Annotated in this window: 21 protein-coding genes; 12 read left to right on the forward strand and 9 right to left on the reverse strand. The window is 73.4% G+C overall.

Annotated features, from left to right (window positions below):
- Window positions 1-91: 91 nt before the first annotated feature.
- The 4 genes from VIB11_RS04875 to VIB11_RS04890 all read right to left on the reverse strand — a co-directional run bounded on the left by VIB11_RS04875 (window position 92) and on the right by VIB11_RS04890 (window position 4,526).
- Entirely contained in the window at window positions 92-1,861 is a 1,770-nt protein-coding gene (locus VIB11_RS04875) for a ubiquinol-cytochrome c reductase cytochrome b subunit (RefSeq protein ID WP_332028905.1), read from the reverse strand.
- A complete protein-coding gene (locus tag VIB11_RS04880) occupies window positions 1,858-2,955 on the reverse strand; it encodes a ubiquinol-cytochrome c reductase iron-sulfur subunit (RefSeq protein ID WP_332028907.1) in 1,098 nt (365 codons plus the stop codon). The genes VIB11_RS04875 and VIB11_RS04880 overlap by 4 nt, the downstream gene beginning before the upstream one ends.
- A 46-nt stretch (window positions 2,956-3,001) precedes the next feature.
- Window positions 3,002-3,787 (reverse strand): c-type cytochrome, encoded by a 786-nt coding sequence (locus tag VIB11_RS04885; RefSeq protein ID WP_332028909.1) that lies wholly within the window; start codon window positions 3,785-3,787, stop codon window positions 3,002-3,004.
- Between the two features lie 64 nt (window positions 3,788-3,851).
- Window positions 3,852-4,526 carry a heme-copper oxidase subunit III gene (locus VIB11_RS04890; RefSeq protein ID WP_332028911.1) on the reverse strand — a complete coding sequence of 225 codons (675 nt, stop codon included), beginning with the start codon at window positions 4,524-4,526 and terminating at the stop codon, window positions 3,852-3,854.
- Between the two features lie 86 nt (window positions 4,527-4,612).
- Between VIB11_RS04890 and VIB11_RS04895 the strand changes: the two genes are divergently transcribed.
- Window positions 4,613-5,065, forward strand: a complete 453-nt coding sequence (locus tag VIB11_RS04895; protein ID WP_332028912.1) for a hypothetical protein — start codon at window positions 4,613-4,615, stop codon at window positions 5,063-5,065.
- Window positions 5,066-5,067: 2 nt separating this feature from the next.
- A complete protein-coding gene (gene trpD / locus VIB11_RS04900) occupies window positions 5,068-6,129 on the forward strand; it encodes an anthranilate phosphoribosyltransferase (protein ID WP_332028914.1) in 1,062 nt (353 codons plus the stop codon).
- Between the two features lie 85 nt (window positions 6,130-6,214).
- Here the strand turns inward: trpD and VIB11_RS04905 are convergent, their stop codons facing one another.
- From VIB11_RS04905 to VIB11_RS04915, 3 genes are all read right to left on the reverse strand, one after another.
- A complete protein-coding gene (locus VIB11_RS04905) occupies window positions 6,215-8,422 on the reverse strand; it encodes an SCO7613 C-terminal domain-containing membrane protein (protein WP_332028916.1) in 2,208 nt (735 codons plus the stop codon).
- Between the two features lie 106 nt (window positions 8,423-8,528).
- A complete protein-coding gene (locus tag VIB11_RS04910) occupies window positions 8,529-8,810 on the reverse strand; it encodes an Lrp/AsnC ligand binding domain-containing protein (protein ID WP_332028918.1) in 282 nt (93 codons plus the stop codon).
- Between the two features lie 22 nt (window positions 8,811-8,832).
- Entirely contained in the window at window positions 8,833-10,551 is a 1,719-nt protein-coding gene (locus VIB11_RS04915) for a DEDD exonuclease domain-containing protein (RefSeq protein WP_332028920.1), read from the reverse strand.
- A 115-nt stretch (window positions 10,552-10,666) separates the two neighbouring features.
- On the opposite strand from VIB11_RS04915, the gene VIB11_RS04920 reads away from it, so the two are divergent.
- The 3 genes from VIB11_RS04920 (at window position 10,667) to VIB11_RS04930 (ending at window position 13,575) form a co-directional block, all read left to right on the forward strand.
- Entirely contained in the window at window positions 10,667-10,894 is a 228-nt protein-coding gene (locus VIB11_RS04920) for a hypothetical protein (RefSeq protein ID WP_332028921.1), read from the forward strand.
- A gap of 115 nt (window positions 10,895-11,009) precedes the next feature.
- Window positions 11,010-12,290: a hypothetical protein gene (locus tag VIB11_RS04925; protein ID WP_332028923.1), complete on the forward strand. Its 1,281-nt coding sequence runs from the start codon at window positions 11,010-11,012 to the stop codon at window positions 12,288-12,290.
- A 7-nt stretch (window positions 12,291-12,297) separates the two neighbouring features.
- Window positions 12,298-13,575 (forward strand): M48 family metalloprotease, encoded by a 1,278-nt coding sequence (locus tag VIB11_RS04930; protein WP_332028925.1) that lies wholly within the window; start codon window positions 12,298-12,300, stop codon window positions 13,573-13,575.
- Between the two features lie 45 nt (window positions 13,576-13,620).
- On the opposite strand, the gene VIB11_RS04935 is transcribed toward VIB11_RS04930, so the two are convergent.
- Window positions 13,621-14,985 (reverse strand): hypothetical protein, encoded by a 1,365-nt coding sequence (locus tag VIB11_RS04935; RefSeq protein WP_332028927.1) that lies wholly within the window; start codon window positions 14,983-14,985, stop codon window positions 13,621-13,623.
- Window positions 14,986-15,013: 28 nt separating this feature from the next.
- A complete protein-coding gene (locus tag VIB11_RS04940) occupies window positions 15,014-16,804 on the reverse strand; it encodes an AMP-dependent synthetase/ligase (protein ID WP_332028929.1) in 1,791 nt (596 codons plus the stop codon).
- Window positions 16,805-16,922: 118 nt separating this feature from the next.
- Here VIB11_RS04940 and VIB11_RS04945 point away from each other — a divergent pair, with 118 nt between their 5' ends.
- The 7 genes from VIB11_RS04945 to VIB11_RS04975 are packed head-to-tail and all read left to right on the forward strand — an operon-like array spanning window position 16,923 to window position 22,474.
- Window positions 16,923-17,273, forward strand: a complete 351-nt coding sequence (locus VIB11_RS04945; protein ID WP_332028931.1) for a hypothetical protein — start codon at window positions 16,923-16,925, stop codon at window positions 17,271-17,273.
- Between the two features lie 10 nt (window positions 17,274-17,283).
- Window positions 17,284-17,730 (forward strand): SRPBCC family protein, encoded by a 447-nt coding sequence (locus tag VIB11_RS04950; RefSeq protein WP_332028933.1) that lies wholly within the window; start codon window positions 17,284-17,286, stop codon window positions 17,728-17,730.
- Window positions 17,731-17,754: 24 nt separating this feature from the next.
- On the forward strand, window positions 17,755-18,981 hold the full coding sequence (locus tag VIB11_RS04955; protein ID WP_332028935.1) for an ArsA family ATPase: 1,227 nt from the start codon (window positions 17,755-17,757) through the stop codon (window positions 18,979-18,981).
- Window positions 18,974-19,564 (forward strand): hypothetical protein, encoded by a 591-nt coding sequence (locus VIB11_RS04960; protein ID WP_332028937.1) that lies wholly within the window; start codon window positions 18,974-18,976, stop codon window positions 19,562-19,564. The genes VIB11_RS04955 and VIB11_RS04960 overlap by 8 nt, the downstream gene beginning before the upstream one ends.
- Entirely contained in the window at window positions 19,561-20,655 is a 1,095-nt protein-coding gene (locus tag VIB11_RS04965) for an ROK family glucokinase (RefSeq protein ID WP_332028939.1), read from the forward strand. The genes VIB11_RS04960 and VIB11_RS04965 overlap by 4 nt, the downstream gene beginning before the upstream one ends.
- A complete protein-coding gene (locus VIB11_RS04970; protein ID WP_332028941.1) occupies window positions 20,652-21,695 on the forward strand; it encodes an ROK family glucokinase in 1,044 nt (347 codons plus the stop codon). Before VIB11_RS04965 ends, VIB11_RS04970 begins: the two co-directional genes overlap by 4 nt.
- Window positions 21,692-22,474, forward strand: coding sequence for an endonuclease/exonuclease/phosphatase family protein (locus VIB11_RS04975; protein ID WP_332028943.1), 783 nt, complete (start codon window positions 21,692-21,694; stop codon window positions 22,472-22,474). Before VIB11_RS04970 ends, VIB11_RS04975 begins: the two co-directional genes overlap by 4 nt.
- Window positions 22,475-22,529 lie beyond the last annotated feature (55 nt).

Here is a 22,529-nt window from a genome sequence, read left to right on the forward strand (position 1 = left end):
CGCCGCCCCGACACAGGGTGTGCCGCGTGACCCCGGACACAGGTGTGCCGCGTGGTCCGGGACCACGCGGCACACCTGAGGGTGGCTCGGGTCAGCGGTGCTGGCCGTCCTCGCCGTCCGGGTTCTCACCGGAGCCGACCTCGACGAGCGGGGCGCCACCGCGCGGCTCGTGCTCGATCGCCTCGGCGTGGTGGCCGTCGTGGTGGGCCGCCTCGAGCTCGGCCGGGGTGACCGGCTCGACGCGGTCGCCGAAGTAGAACTGCGAGACCTTCGCGCGGAGGCGGTCCTTGCGGGCGGTGGGGGAGGCCACGCCGTTCTCGTCGACACCGGCCTCGAGCTGCAGCGGCTGGTGCTGCTCGTGCTGCACGAGGTTCCAGCGCGTGTAGGCGTCGACCGGCTCGTGCTTCTCGAAGAAGCGGCCCTCGGCGGTGCGGATGATGCGGCCGGTCTCCCGTCCGTGCAGGACCAGGTCGCGGTCGCGGCGCTGCAGGCTCAGGCAGATCCGCTTCGTGATCCAGAAGGCGACCGGAGGAGCGATGAAGAACGCCGCGCGCAGGAAGATGGTGATGTCGTTGATCGACAGCCCCAGCTTGATCGCCATGAGGTCGTTGCCTGCCGCGAACATCAGCACGGCGTAGGCGGCGATACCGGCCATGCCGATGCCCGTACGCGTGGGGTTGTTGCGCGGGCGGTCGAGCAGGTGGTGCTCGCGCTTGTCACCGGTGACCCACTCTTCCAGGAACGGGTAGATGCTGATCAGCCCGTACATCACCGGGATCAGCAGGATGGCGCCGATCATGACGTTGAAGCTGAACGTGAAGCCGAGCGCCTCGAACTCGAGCCAGCCCGGGAGCAGGCGCAGGGCGCCGTCCGCGAAGCCCATGTACCAGTCCGGCTGTGAGCCGGCCGTCACGGGCGAGGGGTCGTACGGACCGTACGCCCAGATCGGGTTGATGGTCACCAGCGCCGACATGAGGGCCACGACACCGAAGACGATGAAGAAGAACCCACCGGCCTTGGCGGCATACACGGGCATGACCGGGTAGCCGACGACGTTCTCGTTGGTGCGGCCCGGCCCGGGGAACTGGGTGTGCTTCTGCACCGCCACGAGCACGATGTGGGCGGTGAAGAGGCCCACCAGGATCGCGGGCAGCAGCAGCACGTGCACGGAGTACAGGCGCGGGATGATCGCCTCGCCCGGGAAGGGGCCGCCGAACACGAAGTACGACAGGTAGCTGCCGAGGACCGGGACGGAGCGCATGAAGCCCTCAGCCGCCCGCAGGCCCGTGCCGGAGAGCAGGTCGTCGGGGAGCGAGTAGCCCGCGAAGCCCTCCACGAGCGCCAGCATCGAGAGCTGCGCGCCGATGAGCCAGTTGAGCTCGCGCGGCTTGCGGAACGCCCCGGTGAAGAAGACGCGCATCATGTGCACGTTGATCGCCACGATGAACAGCAGGGCCGCCCAGTGGTGGATCTGGCGGATGATCAGCCCGCCGCGGATGTCGAACGAGATGTCCAGGGTCGAGGCGTAGGCCTCGGACATCATGACGCCGCGCAGCGGGAGGTACGAGCCGTCGTACTCCACCTGGCCGGCGCTGGGCACGAACCAGAAGGTCAGGAACGCACCGGTCAGCAGGCAGATGATCATGGAGTACATGGCCACCTCGCCCAGCATGAAGGACCAGTGGTCGGGGAAGACCTTCTTCATGAGGTAGCCGACGCCCTTGGCAGCGCCGGTGCGGTCGTCGACCCAGCCGGCGACGCCGCCGACCTTCTTCAGGCCGGGGCTGACGGGCTCCTGGGGCTCGGGGTCGTTGGCACGCAGGCGGTCTGCGCCCGTGGCGGTGTGTTCGGTGGTGCTCATCCACGCTCCCAGAAGCTCGGGCCGACCGCCTCTTGGAACGGGGCGTCGGCCACCAGGTAACCCTCGGCGTCAACAGTGATCTTCAGCTGCGGGAGCGGGCGCTTCGCCGGGCCGAAGATGACCTTGCAGTCCTGCGTCACGTCGAAGGTCGACTGGTGACACGGGCACAGCAGGTGGTGGGTCTGCTGCTCGTAGAGGCCGACGGGGCAGCCCACGTGCGTGCAGATCTTGGAGTAGGCGACGATGCCCTCGTAGCCCCAGTCGCGTGCCTTGGCGACCTTGATGTCGTCGGGCTCGAGGCGCATGAGGAGGACCGCGGCCTTGGCCTTGTCCTCGAGGACGTGGTGCGAGTCCTTGATCGACTCCGGAAGGACGTGGAAGACCGAGCCGATGGTCACGTCGGAGGCCTTGATCGCGGTGCGCTCGGGGTCGCGCACGAGGCGGTCGCCCTTCTTCCACATGGTCTTGCTGAGCTCGTCCTTGGGCAGCGGGCCGAGGCTGCCCGCGACCTGGAGCACCATCGGGAGGGCGAACAGGCCGAGCGCCCCGCCGAGGCTGTACTTGATGAGGGGGCGCCGGTCGAGCTGGGCCTCGGTGCCGCCGGTCATCAGCGTCTTGACGAAGCCGCCGCGGGCCGCGTCGGCCGAGCGGAGCGGGTGGCGCTCCTCCACGACCTCGGTGTCGGGCATCAGCGTCTTGGCCCAGTGGACCGCGCCGACACCGATGCCGAGCAGGCCCAGGCCGAGGGAGACACCCAGGACGACGTTGGACAGGTTGGCCTTGCCGATGCCGGGGAGGAAGACCTGGGACTCCATCGGGATCGCGAAGTACGCCACGATGAAGACCAGCGTGCCGAGCATGGAGACCCCGAACAGGGTGGCGACCTGCTTCTCGGCCCGCTTGGCCGCAGCCTCGTCGAGGTCGGCGGCGCGCGGGACGTGCGGCGGGAGGCCGGGGTTCTCGAACCTGGCCGGCAGCCGGCCGGTGCCCTCGACGTGGCCCTGGTCGAGGCGCACCGCGGTGCGGCCGAAGCCGTCCTCGTCGGGGCTGACGTCGGCGACCGTGCCGCCGTGCTCAGTGCCGTGTTCGTTCATCGTGTGGTCGATCCTGTCGATTCGCAGTGGACGCGTGCGGGGGGCATCAGGCCGATTTCTGCCCGAGCCAGACGGCGAAGCCGATCATGATGCCAAGGCCGAAGACCCAGATGAACAGGCCCTCGGACACCGGGCCGAGGTTGCCCAGGGCCATGCCGCCGGGGTTCTCCTGCTCGTCGATCGAGTGGAGGAAGGCGATGATGTCGTTCTTGCCCTCGGGGCTGATGTTGGTGTCGTTGAAGACGGGCATCGACTGCGGGCCGGTCGCCATCGCCTCGTAGATGTGCTTGCCCTCGATGTCGCGCAGGGCGGGGGCGTACTTGCCACGGGTCAGCGCGCCTCCGGACCCGGCGAAGTTGTGGCACATGGCGCAGTTGACGCGGAACAGCTCCCCACCCCGGGCGACGTCGCCGCCCTCGCCGGAGGCGTACTCCGCCTCGGGAACGGCCGGGCCGGGGGCCAGCGAGGCCACGTAGGCAGCCATCGCGGCGATCTGCTCGTCGGTGAACTTGACCCGCTCCGTGCGGGGGGCCTGCACCCCCGGGGCGGCCATCGGCATACGGCCGGTGCCGACCTGGAAGTCGACCGCGGCGGCGCCGACGCCCGCGAGGTTCGGGCCGTCCTCGGTGCCCTCGGCGCCGAGTCCGTGGCAGGAGGAGCAGTTGGCGAGGAAGAGCTTCTTGCCCTCCTCGACCTGCGCGGCGCTCGTGGTGGAGGCCTGTGCCGGCTTGGGCGCCAGGGCAGCGTAGGCCGCCCCGGTCACCAGGAGGCCCACCAGGAGGAGGAGGGCGATGGCGGCCGGGTGCCGGCGGCGGGCGGCCAGTGCGTTCACAGTGCGCTCCTGAGCGTGTGCTGTCGTCGGGGGATTCGGATCGGGGGGAGGGGACGGATGGCTCTCACCGCAGCAGGTAGATCGTGGCGAACAGGGCGATCCACACGACGTCGACGAAGTGCCAGTAGTAGGACGTGACCACGGCGCCGGCGGCCTGGTTGTGGGTGTACGTCCGGGTGGTGAAGGTGCGGCCGATGATGAGCAGGAAGGCGAGGAGGCCACCAGTGACGTGCAGGCCGTGGAAGCCCGTCGTCAGGTAGAAGACCGAGCCGTACGGGTCGGAGGAGAGCGAGACCCCCTCGGAGACGAGCGTCGCGTACTCGAGGACCTGCCCCGCGATGAACACGGCGCCGAAGATGTAGGTGACGACGTACCACTCGCGCATGCCCCACGCGCTGACCTGCCACAGACGGGCGCTGCCCCGGTGGCCCTTGCCGTGCTCCGCGGCGTGGACGCCGAGCTGGCACCAGACCGAGGAGATCACCAGGATCAGGGTGTTGGCGGTGGCGAAGGGGATGTTGAGCATCGCGGTGCGCTCGTCCCACAGCTCGGGCTCCACGCCTCGGATGGTGAAGTACATCGCGAAGAGGCCCGCGAAGAACATCAGCTCACTGGAGAGCCAGACGATCGTGCCCACCGAGACCATGTTCGGCCGGGTGACCGGCCCGTGACCGGGGATGGTCCGCGCCGGGACGGGGGATTCTGAGTGCACTGCAGATGCTGTCGCCACGTGCGCCATTATTGCCACATTCGACACGCGGCACACCGGCGACCCCCCATCGGGTGCGGCGCGGCGCGGAAATCGGCCACCGCTACGATCGGGGCATGACCGCTCCGCACGCAACCGCAGCGTCGACCCCCGCCGCCGCAGGTTCCTCGGCCCGCCAGATCTCGGTGCTGCTCTACAGCGATGACCGCACCATCCGTGACGCCGTCCGGGTGAACGTCGGGCGTCGCCCGGCGCGCGACGTCGAGGTGACGTCCTGGCGCGAGTGCGCCACCGCCGCCGCGGTCATCGAGGCTGTCGAGAACGGCTCGTTCGACGTCCTCGTCCTCGACGGCGAGGCGACCCCGGTCGGCGGCCTGGGCCTGTGTCGACAGCTCAAGAGCGAGATCTACAACTGCCCCCCCATCCTGGTCCTGACCGGCCGGCCCCAGGACGGCTGGCTCGCGACCTGGTCGCTGGCCGACCTCGCCGTGCCGCACCCCCTCGACCCGATCGCCCTGTCGGCGGCCGTGGCCGAGCTCGCGCGCCGCGGGCGCACCACCACGGCCTGACTGTGGGCACCGCCGGGACGTTCACCTGGCCTGACCTGCTCTCCTCCCTGCTGGCCGGCGAGGACCTCAGCACCGAGGCGGCCTCCTGGGCCATGGAGCAGGTGATGTCGGGCGAGGCCTCGCCGGCGCGGCTGGCCGGCTTTCTGGTGGCCCTGCGCGCCAAGGGCGAGAGCGTCGACGAGCTGCGTGGCCTCGCCGACGTCATGCTCGAGCACGCCAACCGCATCGACGTGGCCGGCCCCAGCCTGGACATCGTGGGCACCGGCGGCGACCGGGCCCACACCGTCAACATCTCGACGATGGCCTCCATCGTCATCGCGGCGTGCGGGATCCGGGTCGTCAAGCACGGCAACCGGGCGGCGTCGTCCTCCTCCGGTTCGGCCGACGTGCTCGAGGCCCTCGGGGTCAACCTCACCCTGAGCCCCGACCAGGTCGTGCGCGTGGCCGAGTCCACCGGCATCACCTTCTGCTTCGCGCAGGCCTTCCACCCGTCGATGCGGTATGCCGCGGAGGCCCGCCGCGACCTCGGCATCCCCACCGCCTTCAACGTGCTCGGTCCGCTCACCAACCCGGCCCGTCCGACGTACACCGCCGTGGGCGTCGCCCACGCGCGGTTGGCACCGCTCATGGCGGGCGTGTTCGCCGGGAGGGGCACCGACGCTGCCGTCTTCCGCGGCGACGACGGCCTCGACGAGCTGACCATCAGCACCACCTCGCACGTGTGGTGGGTCAGGGACGGGCAGGTGCGCGAGCACCAGCTCGACCCCCGCTCCCTCGGGCTCCCGCTGAACCCGCTCGAGACGCTGCGCGGCGCCGACGCGACCTACAACGCCGACGTGGCCCGCAGGGTCCTCGCGGGGGAGCGGTCTCCGGTCCGCGATGCCGTGGTGCTGAACGCCGGCCTCGCACTGTCGTTGGCCACCGCCGACGCCGGGGAGGGCCACGACGCCTGGCTGGCGGGCGTCCGTGCCGGGATGGACCGGGCCGAGGCAGCCCTGGACTCGGGGGACGCGACCAAGCTGTTGGAGCGCTGGGCGCGGACCAGCCAGAGCGCCGACCTCTAGTACCCGGCGGGCCCGCCCCGGTTGGGCGGGCGGCGGACGGGCCCGCCCGGGCGTGCCGGCCCTGTTGGGCGGGAACGGGATGGGCTCAGTGCAAGGTGGACAGCCACTGCGCGACGCGCTGGGCGTCGCTGCGGCGCCGGTCGTAACGTGCTCCCAGCGCCAGCAGCACGGCCCCGGTCACCCCGAGGGTGATCCACCGCGGCACGCCGAGGGCGTAGGGGGCGAGCTGGCCGAACGCGACCAGGACGGTGGCGACGGTGCCGAGGACGACGAGCGCCTGCCACCGCAGCGCCACACCGACGGCGAGCGTGCCGGCCCCGGCGACGACCGTGAGCAGCGGCCGCACCAGCCCGGGGTCATCCATCGCGGCCAGCGCGGACGGCAGCAGCGCGACGGCGGCAGCTGGGCCCACGCTGAGCCAGGACGACAGCCCTGCGGGGCGGCGCAGCCAGAGCCCGGCAGCGAGGGCGAGCGCGGCGAGCGGCAGGGTGTAGGCCTCCAGGGTGGCGACCTGGGCCTCCCCCAGAAGGACCCAGACCATGGCCGTCCAGGCCACCACCCCGATCACGACGACGGGGCGGCGCCCACGCAGGGTGGCGTAGAGCGTCGCGATGAGTCCCTCGAGGCCGCAGAGTGCTGCCACGGCATACGGCCAGGCCTCGGCCACGGCTGAGACCTGGGCCAGGCCGAACACGACCGCGGCCGTCACGCCCAGCGCAGCCTCCTCCGGCTGCCCCCTGCGGGAGGCGGCGAGGGCGGCCGCGGTCACGGCTGCGACGGCAAGGCCCGCCACCCTGGCGCCGTCGGAGACCAGGTCACCGCCCAGGCCGAGACTGCCCGCCGCGGCGAGCACGCCGACCGCCGACGCGGCGACCCGCATCGCGGGCAGCCGGAGGGCCACGACCGCCGCCGTCGCCGCGACGGCGGCGAGGGTGATGGACTCGGCCAGGGTCGAGTCGGCCCTGACCGCCGAGGCGACCGTTCCGACGAGGGCCAGTCCGCCCATCGACTCGAACCAGGCGGCGGTGACGGTGTCTCCCATTGGCCGCAGCCAGACCACTGCACCGACCAGGACGGCGAGCGCGACCGCGCTCACGGCGGCGACGGTGGCCCCGGCCTGCCAGCCGACCCCCGCCACGGCCGAGGGGCCCGAGACGGTGACCGCCGACGCCAGCACACCCGCGGGGAGCCAGCGCAGGGAGAGGGGGTGGGCGCCCCAGTCGGTCCCGGCCGGTGCCTGGTCGGCGCGGTGGCCAGCCTGTCCGCCTGCTTCGGCAGCCCGGACCGTGCCCCCACGACGCTGGTTGGCCACCAGGAGACGCAGCGCAACGTAGCCGCCGCCCGCAATGACGGCGAGCACGACGATGGCGGCGCCCTCCTCGCCGGTCAGGCCGTCGCCGGGAACCTCGTCGATGAGCGCCCCGCTGAGGGCGGCGGCGACGGAGAGGACCAGCCACAGGACGGCTGGGACGGTCGCACCCTTCCGCACGAGCGCCAGGCGCCGGGGCAGCCAGAGCGCCGCGGCGGCGAACAGCAGCGCACCGACCAGCGCGACCGCGGCGATCGCCGCCGAGGTGTCCGTCGCCCAGCCCAGCACTCCGCTCCATGCCCAGCAGGCCGCGGCGAGGGAGCCGACCGCGAAGGCGGCGATGGCCCGGTCACGCACGTGCATGGCGGCGAGTGCCACGGCGACCGCGAGGCCCGCGGCAGCGGCATACGAGCGTCCGTCGACGAGCTCCAAGGCTCCCAGGCCGAGGGTGCGCGCAGCGGCGACGTCCAGCAGGAGCAGGCCGGCCGTGAGCGCGCCGACGGCCTCGGCGCTGCTGTCGAGGCCACGGCGGGACAGCCACAGGGCGGTGCAGCCGGTGGTCGCGGTCAGCACGCCCATCGCGGCCACCTGCCCCACCACGCCGATGCGGTCCCACGCCACGGCCAGGAAGACCACCGCCGCCACGAGCAGCAGGAGCACGCCGACCGCGAGCAGTGCCTGCTGCCCACTCCAGCGCGGCCGTCGGGCCCTGGCAGGCAGCCCAGCCTGGCTGGAGACGGCGGCAGCGGCGGCGGTCTCGACCGCCGGACCGGCGGGGCCAGGGGCACCAGCGGTCGAGGTGGAGCGTTCGCGCAGGGCGGCGATGAGCCCCTCGCGCTCACTCCGCATGGCGGCCATCGACTGGTCGACCTGCCAGAGGCGTACGGCCAGTGGCCCGGTGAGCGGGAGGTGACAGTGCGGGCAGGCACTCGCGCCACCCTCGGGCAACGGCTCCTGGCAGGACGGGCAGGGGACTGTGGCCATCGTGACCTCCACGGCTCGGGGCGCGGCGGCGCCCTCTGGCAGGAGTGTCCAGCGGCCACGGCCGCGGCGGATGAGGACTAGTACCCAGATCCGCGGGCGATGCCGGCTACTCGTCGAGTCCGAGGCTGAAAGCCGCCTCGAGGTCGTGCCTGGAGTAGGTGCGGAACGCGATGTGGGTCGAGGTGCCCGTGACGCCGGGGACCTTGTTGAGGCGGTCGGCGATGACGTCGGCGAGGTCCTCGTGGGCCCGCACCCGCACCATCGCGATCAGGTCGGCGTCGCCGGCCACGGAGTAGACCTCGCTGACCCCGTCGAGCTCGGCGATGGCCTGGGCGACCTCGGGGATCCGGGCGACGTCGGCGTTGATGAGGACGATGGCGGAGATCACGGGGGCCAATCTAGCCGTACGGTCAGGAGGCGGCGACGAAGCCGGCCGCCTCGTGGCGGCCGGCGTACTGCGGCTCGAGCTCGGCGCGGGCCATCCCGGCGCCGCCGACGGGGCAGGTCCACACCCCGTCGAGGTCGACGATCCGCACCCCGGGGGCCTCCAGCCAGCGCAGGATCTTCTCGGTCTCCTCCGGCCAGGCGGCTGGAGCGGGCAGCGGGGCGGCCGTCACCACTTCGGCGCTGTCGCGCAGCGCCGCGACGTACGGCATCGGGTCGGCGCCCCTCGGCGCCACGCTGGTGCCCGCCAGCCGGCCGTGGCGCACGCACACCAGCTCCCAGCCGCCGCTGGCAGCCGGACGGGCGGCCACCACCTCGGCACTCCCGGCGAGGGGTGCGATCCGCTGGGTGCGTGCCATCCCGCGGACCAGGGCGATCAGCCGGTCGCGCAGCGCCCCGGCGTCCTCGAAACGCTCCTGCTCGGCCAGCGCGAGCATGCGGGCGCGCAGCGCCGTCACGATGCCCCGGCTGTCGCCCGAGAGGGCGAGGACCGCCTCCGCCGCCACCGCGGCATACGCCTCCAGGCTCTGGGCCCCGGAGCAGGGGGCTCCGCAGCGGCCCATCTCGAACAGCGCGCAGGCGCCGACGGGCCGCGCGGGGGAGAGCCGCTGCACGCACTGCCGCAGCGGGATCACCTCGTGGACGGCGGCCACGGCGGCCTCGGCGCTCGACCGCGCGCCGAACGGGCCGATGTAGCGCGCGCCGTCGTCGCGGACCTCGCGCACGATGCTCAGGCGCGGGAACGCCTCGACGGTGAGCTTGACCCACACGGCGCGCTCGGGAGCCTTGGAGCGGCGGTTGTACCGCGGGCGGTGCTCGGCGATGAGCCTCAGCTCGCGCACCTCCGCCTCCAGGGGCGTCGCGCAGACGACCGGTGTGACGCTCTCCGCGAGCCGGACCATCTCGGCCATGCGCGTGCGCTGCTCGGAGGCGGTGAAGTAGGTGCGCACGCGGGCGCGGATGTTGACCGAGGTGCCGACGTAGAGCACCCGGCCGTGGCCGTCCTTGAAGAGGTAGACGCCCGGGGCGGACGGGAGGTCCTCGGCGAGGTAGCGCTTGCGCCGTGTGGCGGGGGCGACGCGGGAGGTGTAGCTGCTGAGCTCCTCGAGGGTGTGGACGCCGAGGCCGCCGACCCGCCCGATGAGGGCGTGCAGGACGTCGACGGTGGCCCGCGCGTCGTGCAGCGCCCGGTGGTCGGGGGTGGTCGGCGAGCCGAAGAGCGCCGCGAGCGTCGAAAGCTTGTGGTTGCGGGCCTCGTCGCGGGGGACGAGCTGACGGGCGAGGAGGACGGTGTCGAGGACCTCGAACCCGGGCCACCTGACGCCGGTCTGCGCGGCGGCCGCCTTGAGGAACGAGACGTCGAAGCGGGCGTTGTGGGCGACGAGCACCGAGCCCCGGGCGAACTCGAGGAAGGCGGGCAGGGCGGACTCGATCCGGGGGGCGTCGGCGACCATCGCGTCGGTGATGCCCGTGAGCACCTGGATGAAGGCCGGGATGGGGACGTGCGGGTTGACCAGCGTCTGGAACTCGCCGAGCACCTCGCCCCCGCGCACCTTCACGGCGCCGATCTCGGTGATGTGCGACTCCGCGGGGCTGCCCCCGGTGGTCTCGAGGTCGACCACGACGAACGTGACACCCGCGAGCGGGGTGCCCAGGTCGTCGAAGGTGCCCTGGACCATCTGCATGCGCCGACCGTATGCCGCGGCGGTGACACCCCCGGGCAGGCGCGCCACGGCGGGCCGTCGGGGACCGGGGCTGTCGGTGGGTGCCCCTAGCGTTCACGGCAGCCAACAGATAGGGGTGATCACAGTGATCATCGACTGCACGACCTGCCCGGTCCGGGAGCTGCACTGTGGTGACTGCATGGTGGCCGCGCTCCTGGAGGTGCCCGGCGCCGAGCTGCCCCTCGATGCGGCGGAGCGCAGCGCGGTGACGCTGTTCGTGGCCTCGGGCCTGGTCGCGGCCGACGACGCCGTGGGGCTCCGCGCCCGCCGCGAGCCGTGGGACGGTGCCCGGGCCGTCGGCTGACCGGGGGCCCGCTGCCTACGATGGCGGGGTGGAGACCCGCCCAGGCCAGCGCCGGAGAGTCCCAGGCGGCCCCTGGGCCCAGCAGCGCCCCCGAGCCCTCAGGGCCCTCAGGGGCGTGGCCGCGACATTGGCCGGTGTCGCTGTCCTGGCCGCCGGCTGCAGCAGCGACCCGGCCGCGGTCGCCCCGCCCGCGGCGAGCAGCAGCCCCGCGCCGACCACACCCGATGCCCTGGCCCGCGAGAGCGCGCTGTCGGACCTGCTGCGTGCCCGGGCCGCCGCGGTGCTCGCCCGCGACCGGGCAGGGTTCACCGCCACCCTGGACAACCCGCGATCCGGGTTCGGCCTGCGCCAGCTCGAGCTCTTCGACAACCTCTCCCGGCTGCCGCTGGGCACCTTCGCCTATGGCACGCCCGAGCCGGCGCCCTCCCTGGCTGCGGAGCGCGCGGCCCAGGTCGGCCCCGACGCGTGGGTCGCCCGGGTCTCCGGCCGCTACTCCCTCGCCGGGTACGACGCGGGACAGCGCAGCTTCGAGACGCACCTGACGGTGGTCCGCCGCGGCAGCGCCTGGCGGCTGGCCGACGACTCCGACGGTGGGAGCCAGCCTCAGCTGTGGGACCTGCCGGACCTCACGGTCGTGCGCAGCAGGACGACCCTCGTCGTCGGGAGCGGGCCGGCCAGCCGGCTGCGGGAGTACCTCCGGCTCGGCGACGAGGCGGTGGCGCGGGTCAGCCGCGTCTGGACCCAGCCGTGGGGCTCCCGGGTGGTGCTGGTGGTGCCGAGGACCGCCGCGCAGATGTCCCGACAGCTCGGCCAGGACGCCGGCAGCGTCGGGCAGGTCGCCGCCGTGACCGACGGGAGCCTCGGTGCCGACGGCCGCGCCGGGGCGGACCGGGTCGTGGTCAACCCCGAGGCCCTCGCCCGGCTGCAGCCCGCCGGCCGCAGGGTGGTCATCACCCACGAGACGACCCACGTCGCGGTCCGCGCCAGCACCACCCGCCCCGTCCCCCTCTGGCTCTCGGAGGGCATGGCCGACTACGTCGGCTACAGCGGTCTCGGCCTCCCGCGGGCACGCGTGGCCGCGGAGCTGCTCGAGCGCGTGCGGGCAGGGCAGGGCCCCACAGCGCTGCCCTCGGAGGGCGACTTCGACCCAGCCACCACGACGATCGCCCCCAGCTACAACGCGGCCTGGCTGGCCGTGAGCCTGATCGCCGACCGCCACGGCTCGAAGGGGCTCGTCCGCTTCTACACCCACGCAGCCACCCTGGAGTCCGCCCAGGACCCTCCTGGCGACCCCGCCGCGAACACCGAGGCCGCCTTCCGGGACGTGCTGGGCACGACCGGCTCGGCGTTCACCCGCGACTGGCTGGGCTACCTCAGGGCACTTGCGCGATCATGAGAGCGCCATGAGACCTCTGCGCAGCGCTGCAACGCCGACAGGCGACCGGGCGCTCGCCGCTGCGGCTGTGCTCGCGACGGTGGCACTCGGTGTCGGAGTGGCGGTCCTCACGCCCTGGCAGGTGCTGCCCGACGGTGCGCCGGCGGTGCGACCCGACCTCGCCGCTGCCTTCACGCCCGCAGAGGTGGCCCGCGCGCGGGCGTACCGCGACGCCATCGGACCCTGGCCCTACGTCACGGTGGTGGCCACCATCGGCGCGGCGTGGTGGTTCTGGCGTCGGTCCGGCCGCATCCCGTGGCGGGGGCCCCGGCCGCTGGTGGTCGCGCAGAGCGTCGCCGCCGCGTCGCTGCTGCTCCTTCTCGTCGGGCTGCCGGCCGCGTGGCACGCGGAGCGGGTGCGCCGCGACGTCGGGCTGTCGACCAACACCTGGCCGGGATGGCTGCGGGACCAGGCGGTGGGCTGGGGCATCAGCACCCTCGTCCTGGTCCTGGCCATCACGGCGGGGGTGTGGGTGGTCGAGCGCTTCCCCCGCCGGTGGCCGTGGGCGCTGGCCGGTGCCGCGGCCGGGCTCACCGTCGTCGGCTCCCTCGCCTACCCGCTGGTGGTGGAGCCTGCCTTCAACACCTTCCGCCCGCTCCAGGCAGGCGCCTTCCGGGACGCCGTCGTGGCCCTGGGGCAGGCCGACGGGCTCGGGCGCGTCGACGTGCTGGTCTCGGACGCCTCGATCCGCACCACCGGGGAGAACGCCCACGTGTCGGGCCTCGGCGCCACCCACCGCGTGGTCCTCGACGACACCACCCTGGCCCGCGCCCAGCGCGACCCGGAGGCGGTGCTGAGCGTGATCGGCCACGAGTTCGGCCACGTGGTGGGCCACGACGTCGCCCGCGGCACGACGATCGGTGTGCTCGGGGCCGTGGCGGGCGTGCTGACGGCCGCCTGGCTGCTGCGCCGTCGCGCCCGGGGCGGGCCGGTCATCGGCGCGGGCCGGCGCAGGGCAGCGCGAGCGGCCGCCTTCGCGGTCGCCGTGTCCGTGACCCTGCCGTATGTCGCGGCACCGGTGACGAACCTCATCAGCCGGCACGTGGAGGCGCGGGCCGACGTGCACGCCCTCGAGGTCACCGGCGACGCCGAGGCTTTCGTGCGCATGCAGCAGGGCCTGGCCACCGCCAACCTCAGCAGGCTGGAGCCGACGTGGTGGCAGACCGCACTGTTCGCGACCCACCCCGACCCCGTGTGGCGCATCGCGCTCGCCCGGGCGTGGAGCGGCACCCAGGGGAAGTCCTGACCGACCCGGTCTGCGCCAGGACCCCGCGACCCTCCGCCCTGACGCTCAGGAGCGCCGGCTGACCGCCGCCGACTCGTGGACGCGCCCGTCGGACCCGGCGGGAGCGCCCTCACGGGGGAGGGCGAGGGAGGCCACGACGAGCGCGCCGACGAGCCAGAACTGGTTGTAGAACGCCTGCTTGTTGACGAGGTTCGCGACGAGCAGGACCAGGGCCAGCCAGCGCAGCAGCTCGGGCAGGCCGGGCTGCCGACGCCACACGAGCACCATGACGCCCGCGAGCGTGCCGAGGGCGACGAGGCCGGTCAGCCAGAAGGGGAGCGTGACGCCGAAGCTGTTGAGCGCGAGGAGGTAGAGGGTGTTGGCGAACCGGATGGGGTGGAAGGACACCAGCAGCGTGATGGTGTCGTGGACGAAGGCGCTCGGACCGGCCAGGAACCACGGCGCGATGAGCACCCCCGTCACGGCGCCGGTCGCGACGGCGCGGCGGGCGCCGAACGGACGCCAGAGCAGCAGGACGGGGAGCAGCAGCGCGAGGTGCTGCTTGCTGGCGCAGGCCACGGCGAGGGGGAGCACCGCCCACCAGGCCCGGCCGCGGTCGACCAGAACGGCCCACCACAGGAGGCCCGCCAGCAGCAGCGGCTCGGTCCACGCCTGGTCGGCCTGGGTGAGGGTCCCGGGGGCGAACAGCAGCAGCGCCACGGCGGCGGCACCGCGCCAGCGCGGTGCCGGCCCGGGCCCCTGTGCCGCCCGACCGCGCGGGAGGCGGGTCGCGAGGACCCAGACCGCGAGGGCAGCGACGAGGCTCCACACCAGAAGGGCCCAGCGGACGTCGCCGGCAAGCCATCGCCCCGGCGCGAGCAGCACCGCGGTCCACGGGAGGTAGGTGAAGGCGTCCTGGATGCCCGGCGACCCCGTCCACTCCACCTCGTAGAAGCTCTCCCCGCGGGCGAGTGCGTCGCTGGCCTGCTGCAGGGTGACCCACACGTCGATCCTGGGTGCGGGGTCGGACACCACCGCGGTGGCCACCGCCGCGGCATACGTGACGACGGTCGTGCCCAGCGCCACCAGCGCCGGTCGCTCGCGACCTGACCACAGGAGGGCGGCGGACCCGAGCGGCCCCGCGACGAGCAGCGTGGAGGCGAGGGCCAGGCCGGAGTCGCTGAGGTAGGAGAACAGCGGCACGGTGAGGGTCGCCAGGGCGCTGCCGGCGAGCATGGCGGCGGTGACCTGCGGGACGAGCTCGACCCGTGCCCTGCGCCACTGCCAGAGGGCCAGGGCGAGCGCACTCGCCACGAGGACCACCACGATGGCCACCCGGAACCGCACGACGCTCCACTGCAGGGCGGTGAAGTACGCGAGCCAGGCCACCGCGAAGGCGGTGGCCTGGCTCGGGTGCGGTCGAGCGGGCATGGCTAGACCGTACGGTCCCGCAGGGAGGTCACGCGTAGAGGGCCTCGACCTGGTCCTCGAAGTCCCGCATGACGATGTTGCGCCGCAGCTTCATCGACGGCGTGAGGTAGCCGTTGTCCTCGGTGAAGTCGGTGCTCAGGATGCTGAACCTGCGGATCGACTCGGCCTTCGAGACAGCGGCGTTCGCGTCGTCGACCGCGCGCTGGACCTCCGCGAGGACGACCTCGCTGGTGCGGGCCTCCTCGATCGAGACGCCCTCGTCGAGCCCGTTGTTCTTGGCCCAGACCGGCAGCATCTCGGGGTCCAGGGTCACCAGCGCGCCGATGAAGGGCTTCTGGTCCCCGACCACGATGCACTGGGAGATGAGGGGGTGCGCGCGGAGCCGGTCCTCGAGCACGGCCGGCGCGACGTTCTTGCCACCGGCCGTGACGAGGAGCTCCTTCTTGCGGCCGGTGATCTTGAGGTAGCCGTCGTCGTCGAGCTCGCCGAGGTCGCCGGTGTGGAACCAGCCCTCCCTGACGGCGGCCGAGGTGGCCTCCTCGTTGTTGTGGTAGCTGGCGAAGACGTTGTTGCCCTTGATGAGGACCTCGCCGTCCTCCGCGATCCGGATCCCCACGCCGGGCAGCGGCGGCCCGACGGTGCCGATCTTGACCTGCTCGGGGGTGTTGACCGTGGCGGGCGCGGTGGTCTCGGTCAGGCCGTAGCCCTCGAGGACGGTGACCCCGATCCCGCGGAAGAAGTGCCCGAGGCGCGTGCCGAGCGGGGCCCCACCGGACACGGCATACAGCACGTTGCCGCCCATGGCGGCGCGGAGCTTGGAGTAGACGAGCCGGTCGAAGATCGCGTGGCGGACCCGCAGACCCAGCCCCGGACGGCCGGAGTCGAGGGCGGTGGACCACGCGATCGCGGTGTCGGCGGCCGTCTGGAAGATCTTGCCCTTGCCCTCGGCCGTCGCCTTCTGCTCGGCGGAGTTGTAGATCTTCTCGAACACCCGGGGGACCGACAGGATGAACGTCGGACGGAACTCCGCGAAGTCCGCGAGGAGGTTCTTCAGGTCTGCGCTGTGGCCCATCTTGGCCTCGGCGCTCACGCACAGGACCTCGATGAAGCGCGCGAACACGTGGGCGAGCGGGAGGAACAGCAGGGTCGACGCCCCGTCGGCGAGGACCACCTGTGCCAGCCGGCTGGTGGCGTTCTCGGCCAGCGCCATGAAGTTGTCGTGCGTCAGCTGGCAGCCCTTGGGCCGGCCGGTCGTGCCCGAGGTGTAGATGATCGTCGCGATGGAGGTGCGGTCGATGCCGGAGCGGGCTGCGTCGAGGTCGGCGTCGGTCACCCCGGCTCCGTCAGCCGCGAGCGTCTCGAGCCCGCCGCCGTCGATCTGCCAGACGTGCCGCACGTCGGGGAGCTGGCCGCGCACCTCGTCGAGGGTGGCGGCGTGGCCGGGCGTCTCGAGGACGATCCCCACCGCACCCGAGTCCTCGAGGATCCAGCGGACCTGGTCGGGTGACGACGTCTCGTAGATGGGGACGACGACGCCCCCGGCGGTCCACACCGCGAAGTCGGTGAGCGTCCACTCGTAGCGGGTCTTGCTCATGATGGCCACGCGGTCGCCAGGAGCGACGCCGGCGGCGACGAAGCCCTTCGCGAGGGCCCGGACCTGGCGGTGGAACTCGGCGGCGGTCACCTCGACCCACTGCGCACCTGCCTTGCGGGAGAACGCGACGCGGCTCGGGTTGCGCTCGGCGTTGCGTGCCGGCAGGTCGGCCAGGCTTCCCTCGGTCGTGGGCTCGACGAGCGGGGGAACGACGTGGTCCTGCACTGGGTCTCCTTCGACGCGCTGTCTGCTGGCCTGCAGCCGCACTCTACCCAGCGGTAGTCTCCCCCGGGGAGGCCGGAGGAGTGTGACCGTCCCCTCCCTCCACCCGAGTGAACCCACCATGGCCCAGACGCGCATCGACATCATCGACGAGACGTACATCCGTGCCTCCCCGGAGGCCATCCGTGCCTACTTCGACGACGGAGCCGTCCGCGCCCGTCTCTGGCCCCACCTGACCTTGGAGCTGGTCCGCGACCGCGGGCTGAAGGGTCAGCGCTGGAAGGTCGGCGGTCACATCGCGGGGGAGATGGAGGTGTGGATCGAGCCGTTCTGGGACGGCGCGATCGTGCACCACTACGTGCGAGGCGAGGCCACGCGCGCCGCACCGAGGGATGTCTCCTCACGGCACCGGCTCCGGTGGAAGCGCGCCGTGCACTCCCTCAAGGACTGCCTGGAACACCCCTCGGGGTAGCCTTCGGCCCATGGCCGACCGCACCGAATCCAGCATCGCCATCGCCGCCGCACCCGGCGAGGTCCTCGATGTCATCGCCGACTTCCCGAGCTACCCGCAGTGGGCGACCGAGGTCAAGGCGGTCACCGTGCTGACGGAGGAGGGCGACGGCTGGGCCGACCAGGTCGAGTTCACCCTGGACGCCGGCGCGATCAAGGACACCTACGTCCTCGACTACGACTGGGACGTCAAGGACAACGGCACCGGCGTGGTGTCCTGGTCCCTCGTGCAGGCCGGGGTCCTGAAGGCCATGAACGGCTCCTACACGCTGACCGAGAGCGGCAAGGACCAGACGACGGTGACCTACCGGCTGGCGGTCGACGTGAAGATCCCCATGCTGGGCATGCTCAAGCGCAAGGCGGAGAAGGTCATCATCGACACCGCCCTCAAGGAGCTCAAGAAGCGCGTCGAGGGCTGACGGCCGGCTCCGGCAGCACCGCGCATGCGCGTCATCCTCTTCACCGGCAAGGGCGGGGTCGGCAAGACGACCACCGCCGCGGCCACGGCCGTGCGCGCGGCGCGCTCCGGCACCAAGACCCTTGTGATGTCGACGGACGCCGCCCACTCCCTGGGAGACGCCCTCGGGGTCGACCTGTCCGGAGAGCCCGTCGGGCCGGTGGAGGTGGAGCCCGGGCTGTCGGCGCTGCAGATCCGCGCCCCGCACCGCCTCGACAGCTCGTGGCGGGTCGTGCAGGACTACCTGCTGTCGGTGCTGGGCACGCTGGGCATCGACCCGGTGGTGGGCGAGGAGCTGACCACCCTGCCGGGGGCCGACGAGATCGCCGCCCTCCTCGAGCTGCGGGCGCAGGTCGAGTCCGGGCCCTGGGACCTCGTCGTCGTCGACTGCGCGCCCACCGCCGAGACGCTTCGCCTGCTCGCCCTGCCCGAGGCCCTGGCCTGGCACCTCGAGCGACTGCTGCCGGCCCAGCGGGGCCTGATCCGGACCCTGCGTCCCGCCGCCGCGGCGGCTGCCGGCCTGCCCCTGCCGGAGCCCGAGGTCCTCGAGGTCGTCAGCGGCTGGCACCGCCACCTGCGAGCGGTCCAGCGGCTGCTCACCAGCGACCTCACGTCGGTGCGGCTCGTGCTCACGCCGGAGCGGGTGGTCATCGCCGAGTCCCGCCGCACCTGGACCTCCCTCAGCCTCTACGGCTTCGTCGTCGACGCGGTGGTCGTCAACCGGGTGTTCCCCGACGCGGCGGGGGACGCCCCCGGCGACAGCCCCCCGGACCCCTGGCGGAGCGCGTGGAACGCCGCGCAGCGGACCGGTCTGGAGGAGGTTCGCGAGTCGTTCGCCTCCGTGCCGGTCGTGGTCTCGCCCTACCTGTCCCAGGAGCCGATCGGCGCCGACGCCCTCGATGCGCTCGCGGTCGCGCAGGACCCCGACGGCGGGTATGCCGCGAGCCTCCTCTCACCCGTGTCGCACCGCGGCACGACGGTCACCCGCACGGCCGAGGGCTTCACCCTGGCGCTTCCCCTTCCGCTGGTCACCGCCGCCGAGGTGCGCCTGCAGCGCCGTGACGACGAGCTCCTCATGGCCGTGGGGGACCAGCGTCGTGTGGTGACGCTGCCCGCTGCCCTGCGACGATGTGTGGTCCACGGCGCCTCGGTCCGCGAGGGGCTGCTGAGCGTGCGCTTTGTCCCGGACGAGGAGGTGTGGCCCCGTGCCTGACCACGACAGCCGGCGCGAGCCGGTCGGCTCGGTCGCCGAGGAGACCGCCCGGCTCGTCGAGGCCCTCGGCGGCTGGGCACAGGGGGTCGCCACCGACCACGGGGCTGCCCCCGGGGCCACGGCGCCGGGCGCCGGCGAGGTGCCGGGTGGACGGCCCGAGCCGGGCGGGCCGCGGGCCGAGGGCTGTGAACAGTGTGGCTCGACGGCACGCGCCGGCGAGGCCGCGGCGTGCCAGCTGTGCCCGATCTGTCAGGGCATCGCGCTGCTGCGCGCCGTGCGCCCCGAGACCGTGGAGCGCCTCGCCGACCTCGCGGCCGCGCTGTCCGGGACCCTGCGCGACATCGCGACCGAGCGGAGGCGGCAGAGCCCTGCGCCGCCGCCACCCCGTGGACAGCGGGTGCAGGACATCGACGTCGACGACGATGATGTTCCGCGCGCTGACGGCACCGACGGCGCTGTGGGCCCTGACGGCACTGTCGGCCAGGACGGCAGCGGCTCACCCGGCGCCGGCGCTCGCGGCGCCGCCGGCGACCCCGACCCGATGAGCACCACCTCGACCAGCCAGGAGAGTGCAGCACCGTGACGGCCACGATCGGACTCGACATCGGCGGCACCAAGATCGCCGCAGGCCTGGTCTCCGCGGACGGCGAGATCATCGCCGAGGCCCGCCGCGACACGCCGGCCCACGACCCGGACCGCATCGCGCGCGACGTGGCCGACCTCGTCCTCGAGCTCGCCGAGGGCACCGACCAGGCCGTCGTCGGGGTGGGCGTGGCGTGCGCCGGCTTCGTCAACCGGACCGGGTCCCACGTGCTGTTCGCCCCGAACCTCGCCTGGCGCGACGAGCCGCTCAAGCAGCGGCTCGAGGCCCTCGTCGACTACCCCGTCACGATCGAGAACGACGCCAACGCCGCAGCGTGGGGCGAGTTCCGCTTCGGTGCGGCGCGCGAGGCCGACGACATGGTGCTCATCACCGTCGGCACCGGCATCGGGGGCGGGATCGTCAACGACTCCCGGCTGCTGCGCGGTGCCTACGGCGTCGGCGGCGAGCTCGGCCACATGCGCGTGGTCCCGAACGGCATCCGGTGCGGCTGCGGCAACCGGGGCTGCTGGGAGCAGTACGGCTCCGGCAACGCCCTGCTGCGCGAAGCCCGGGAGGTCGTCGCGTCCGGCACACCCCACGGGGCAGCGCTCTCCGACGCCTGCGGCGGGGACCCCGCCAGGCTGCGCGGCCGCGACGTCACCGAGGTCGCCCGGGCCGGCGACCCGGCGGCGGTCGAGCTCCTGGCCGACCTCGGCACCTGGGTGGGCGAGGGCGCCGCGTCCGTGGCCGCGATCCTCGACCCCGAGCTCATCGTCATCGGCGGTGGCGTGGCCGAGGCCGGGGACCTCCTCCTCGAGCCCATCCGCGCGGCCTACGCGCGGCAGCTGACCGGTCGCGGCCACCGGCCGATGGCCCGCATCGTGCCGGCCACCCTCGGCAACGATGCCGGGCTCATCGGGGCGGCAGCGCTCGCCGCCGAGGGGGTCGGCGAGGCCGACGTCCCTGAGCGAGCCGACACCGCTGGGGCCGTCGGGACCGGAGGGGCCGGCGAGACCGTGGGAGCCGGCGAGACCGCCGGAGCCGTCGGCAGGGCTGTGACGGCGGGCCGGGCCGAGGCGGCGGGCTCGTGACCGGGCCCGGTGCCGAGGGCCTGGCCGTCGGGATCGACATCGGCGGCACCAAGGTGGCCGGCGGCGTGGTCGATGCCGCTGGACGGGTGCTGCACCGGGCCCGCCGCCACACCCCCCACCGCTCCACCAAGCCCGGGGTGGTCGAGAACACCATCGTCGAGGTGTTCGAGGAGCTCGTCGCCGCGAGCGGTGGTGAGGCGGGCGGCGTCGTCACCGCCGTCGGCATCGGCGCCGCTGGCTTCGTGGCCGCCGACCGCGCGACCGTCGTCTTCGCGCCACACCTGTCCTGGCGGCACGAGCCGCTGCGGGCCGCGCTCCAGCGCCGCATCGACGCGCCGATCTTCGTCGACAACGACGCGAACGCCGCGGCCTGGGCGGAGTGGCGCTTCGGGGCCGCGCGCGGCGAGAGCCACATGGTGATGGTGACGCTCGGCACCGGCATCGGCGGGGCGCTGCTCATGAACGGCCAGGTGACCCGCGGGCGTTTCGGCATCGCCGGGGAGTTCGGCCACATGCAGGTGGTTCCCGGTGGCCACCGGTGCGAGTGCGGCAACCGCGGCTGCTGGGAGCAGTACGCCTCGGGCAACGCCCTCGTCCGGGAGGCCCGTTCGCTGATGGTCGCGGGCAGTCCGATGGCCACCGACCTCCTCGAGCGCGTCGGTGGCGACCCCGCCAACCTGAGCGGCCCGCTGATCACCGAGGCGGCCCGCGCGGGTGACCAGACCGCGATCGAGCTCCTCGCCGAGATCGGGGTCTGGCTCGGCACGGGCATCGCCAACCTCGCCGCGGCCTTCGACCCCGGGATCTTCGTCATCGGCGGAGGGGTCAGCGCTGCCGGCGAGCTGCTCCTCGAGCCGGCCCGTGACCGCTTCCGCAAGCAGCTGACGGGCCGCGGCTACCGGCCGGAGGCGGAGATCGTCGAGGCGCGTCTGGGCAACGAGGCCGGGCTCATCGGTGCCGCGGACCTCGCACGCCAGGCGGTCCGCAGTGGCGCCGAGGAGGCACTGCCGGACGTCGACGGGCCGGGGGCGGGTGCGTGAGCCGCGTACGGGTGGCGTCGTACAACCTGCGTGACTTCAAGGACGACCCTGCCGCGGCGGCCCGGGTCATCCGGGCGATCGACCCCGACGTGCTGTGCCTCCAGGAGGTGCCGCGCCGCCTCTTCTCCTCGTTCCGCGTGGCAGCCTTCGCGCAGCGCTGCGGCATGTACTGGTCGGGTCGGCACCGCGGCAGCGGGGGCACGACGGTGTTCACGTCCCTGCGCGTCGTCGTGGCCGAGGCCCGGCACCACCGGCTGCGGGTGGCCCGCCTGCAGCGGACCCGCGGGTATGCCGTGGCGCGAGTGGGGCCGCCGGGTCACGAGCCGCTCGTGGTGGCGAGCGTGCACCTGAGCCTCGACGCCGGCGAACGGGAGAAGCACGCCGCCACGATCCTGGAGACGCTCGCGCCGGGCGGTCCGGTCGTCCTGGCCGGGGACCTGAACGAGGGCGAGACGGGCGGCGCCTGGAAGCGCTTCGCCGCGCCGATGCGCCTGGTCTCCCCGACGACACCGACGTTTCCCGCGCGAGCGCCCCACCGGCTGCTCGACGTGGTCTTCGCCTCTCCGGGGCTGACCGTGCTGCCCCACGAGGAGGTCGCCCTCGCCGAGGCCGACCTCGTGGCGGCGAGCGACCACCGGCCGGTGTGGGTCGACCTCGAGCTCGATCCGGCCCGGGTGGGCGCCGGTGGTCCCGGTCCCGGCGAGGAGGCGGTCAGTGAGGAGGCGGTCAGCGAGGCTGTCGTCGTGGAGGCAGAGCGCCGGGCCGGCCTGGACGGCTAGTCAGACGCGGGCGCCGTTGTCGGGGTCGTCGTCGTCGCGCGACAGCGGCTGCCGC

Source organism: Pedococcus sp., from assembly GCF_036554925.1.
Classification (GTDB): domain Bacteria; phylum Actinomycetota; class Actinomycetes; order Actinomycetales; family Dermatophilaceae; genus Pedococcus_A.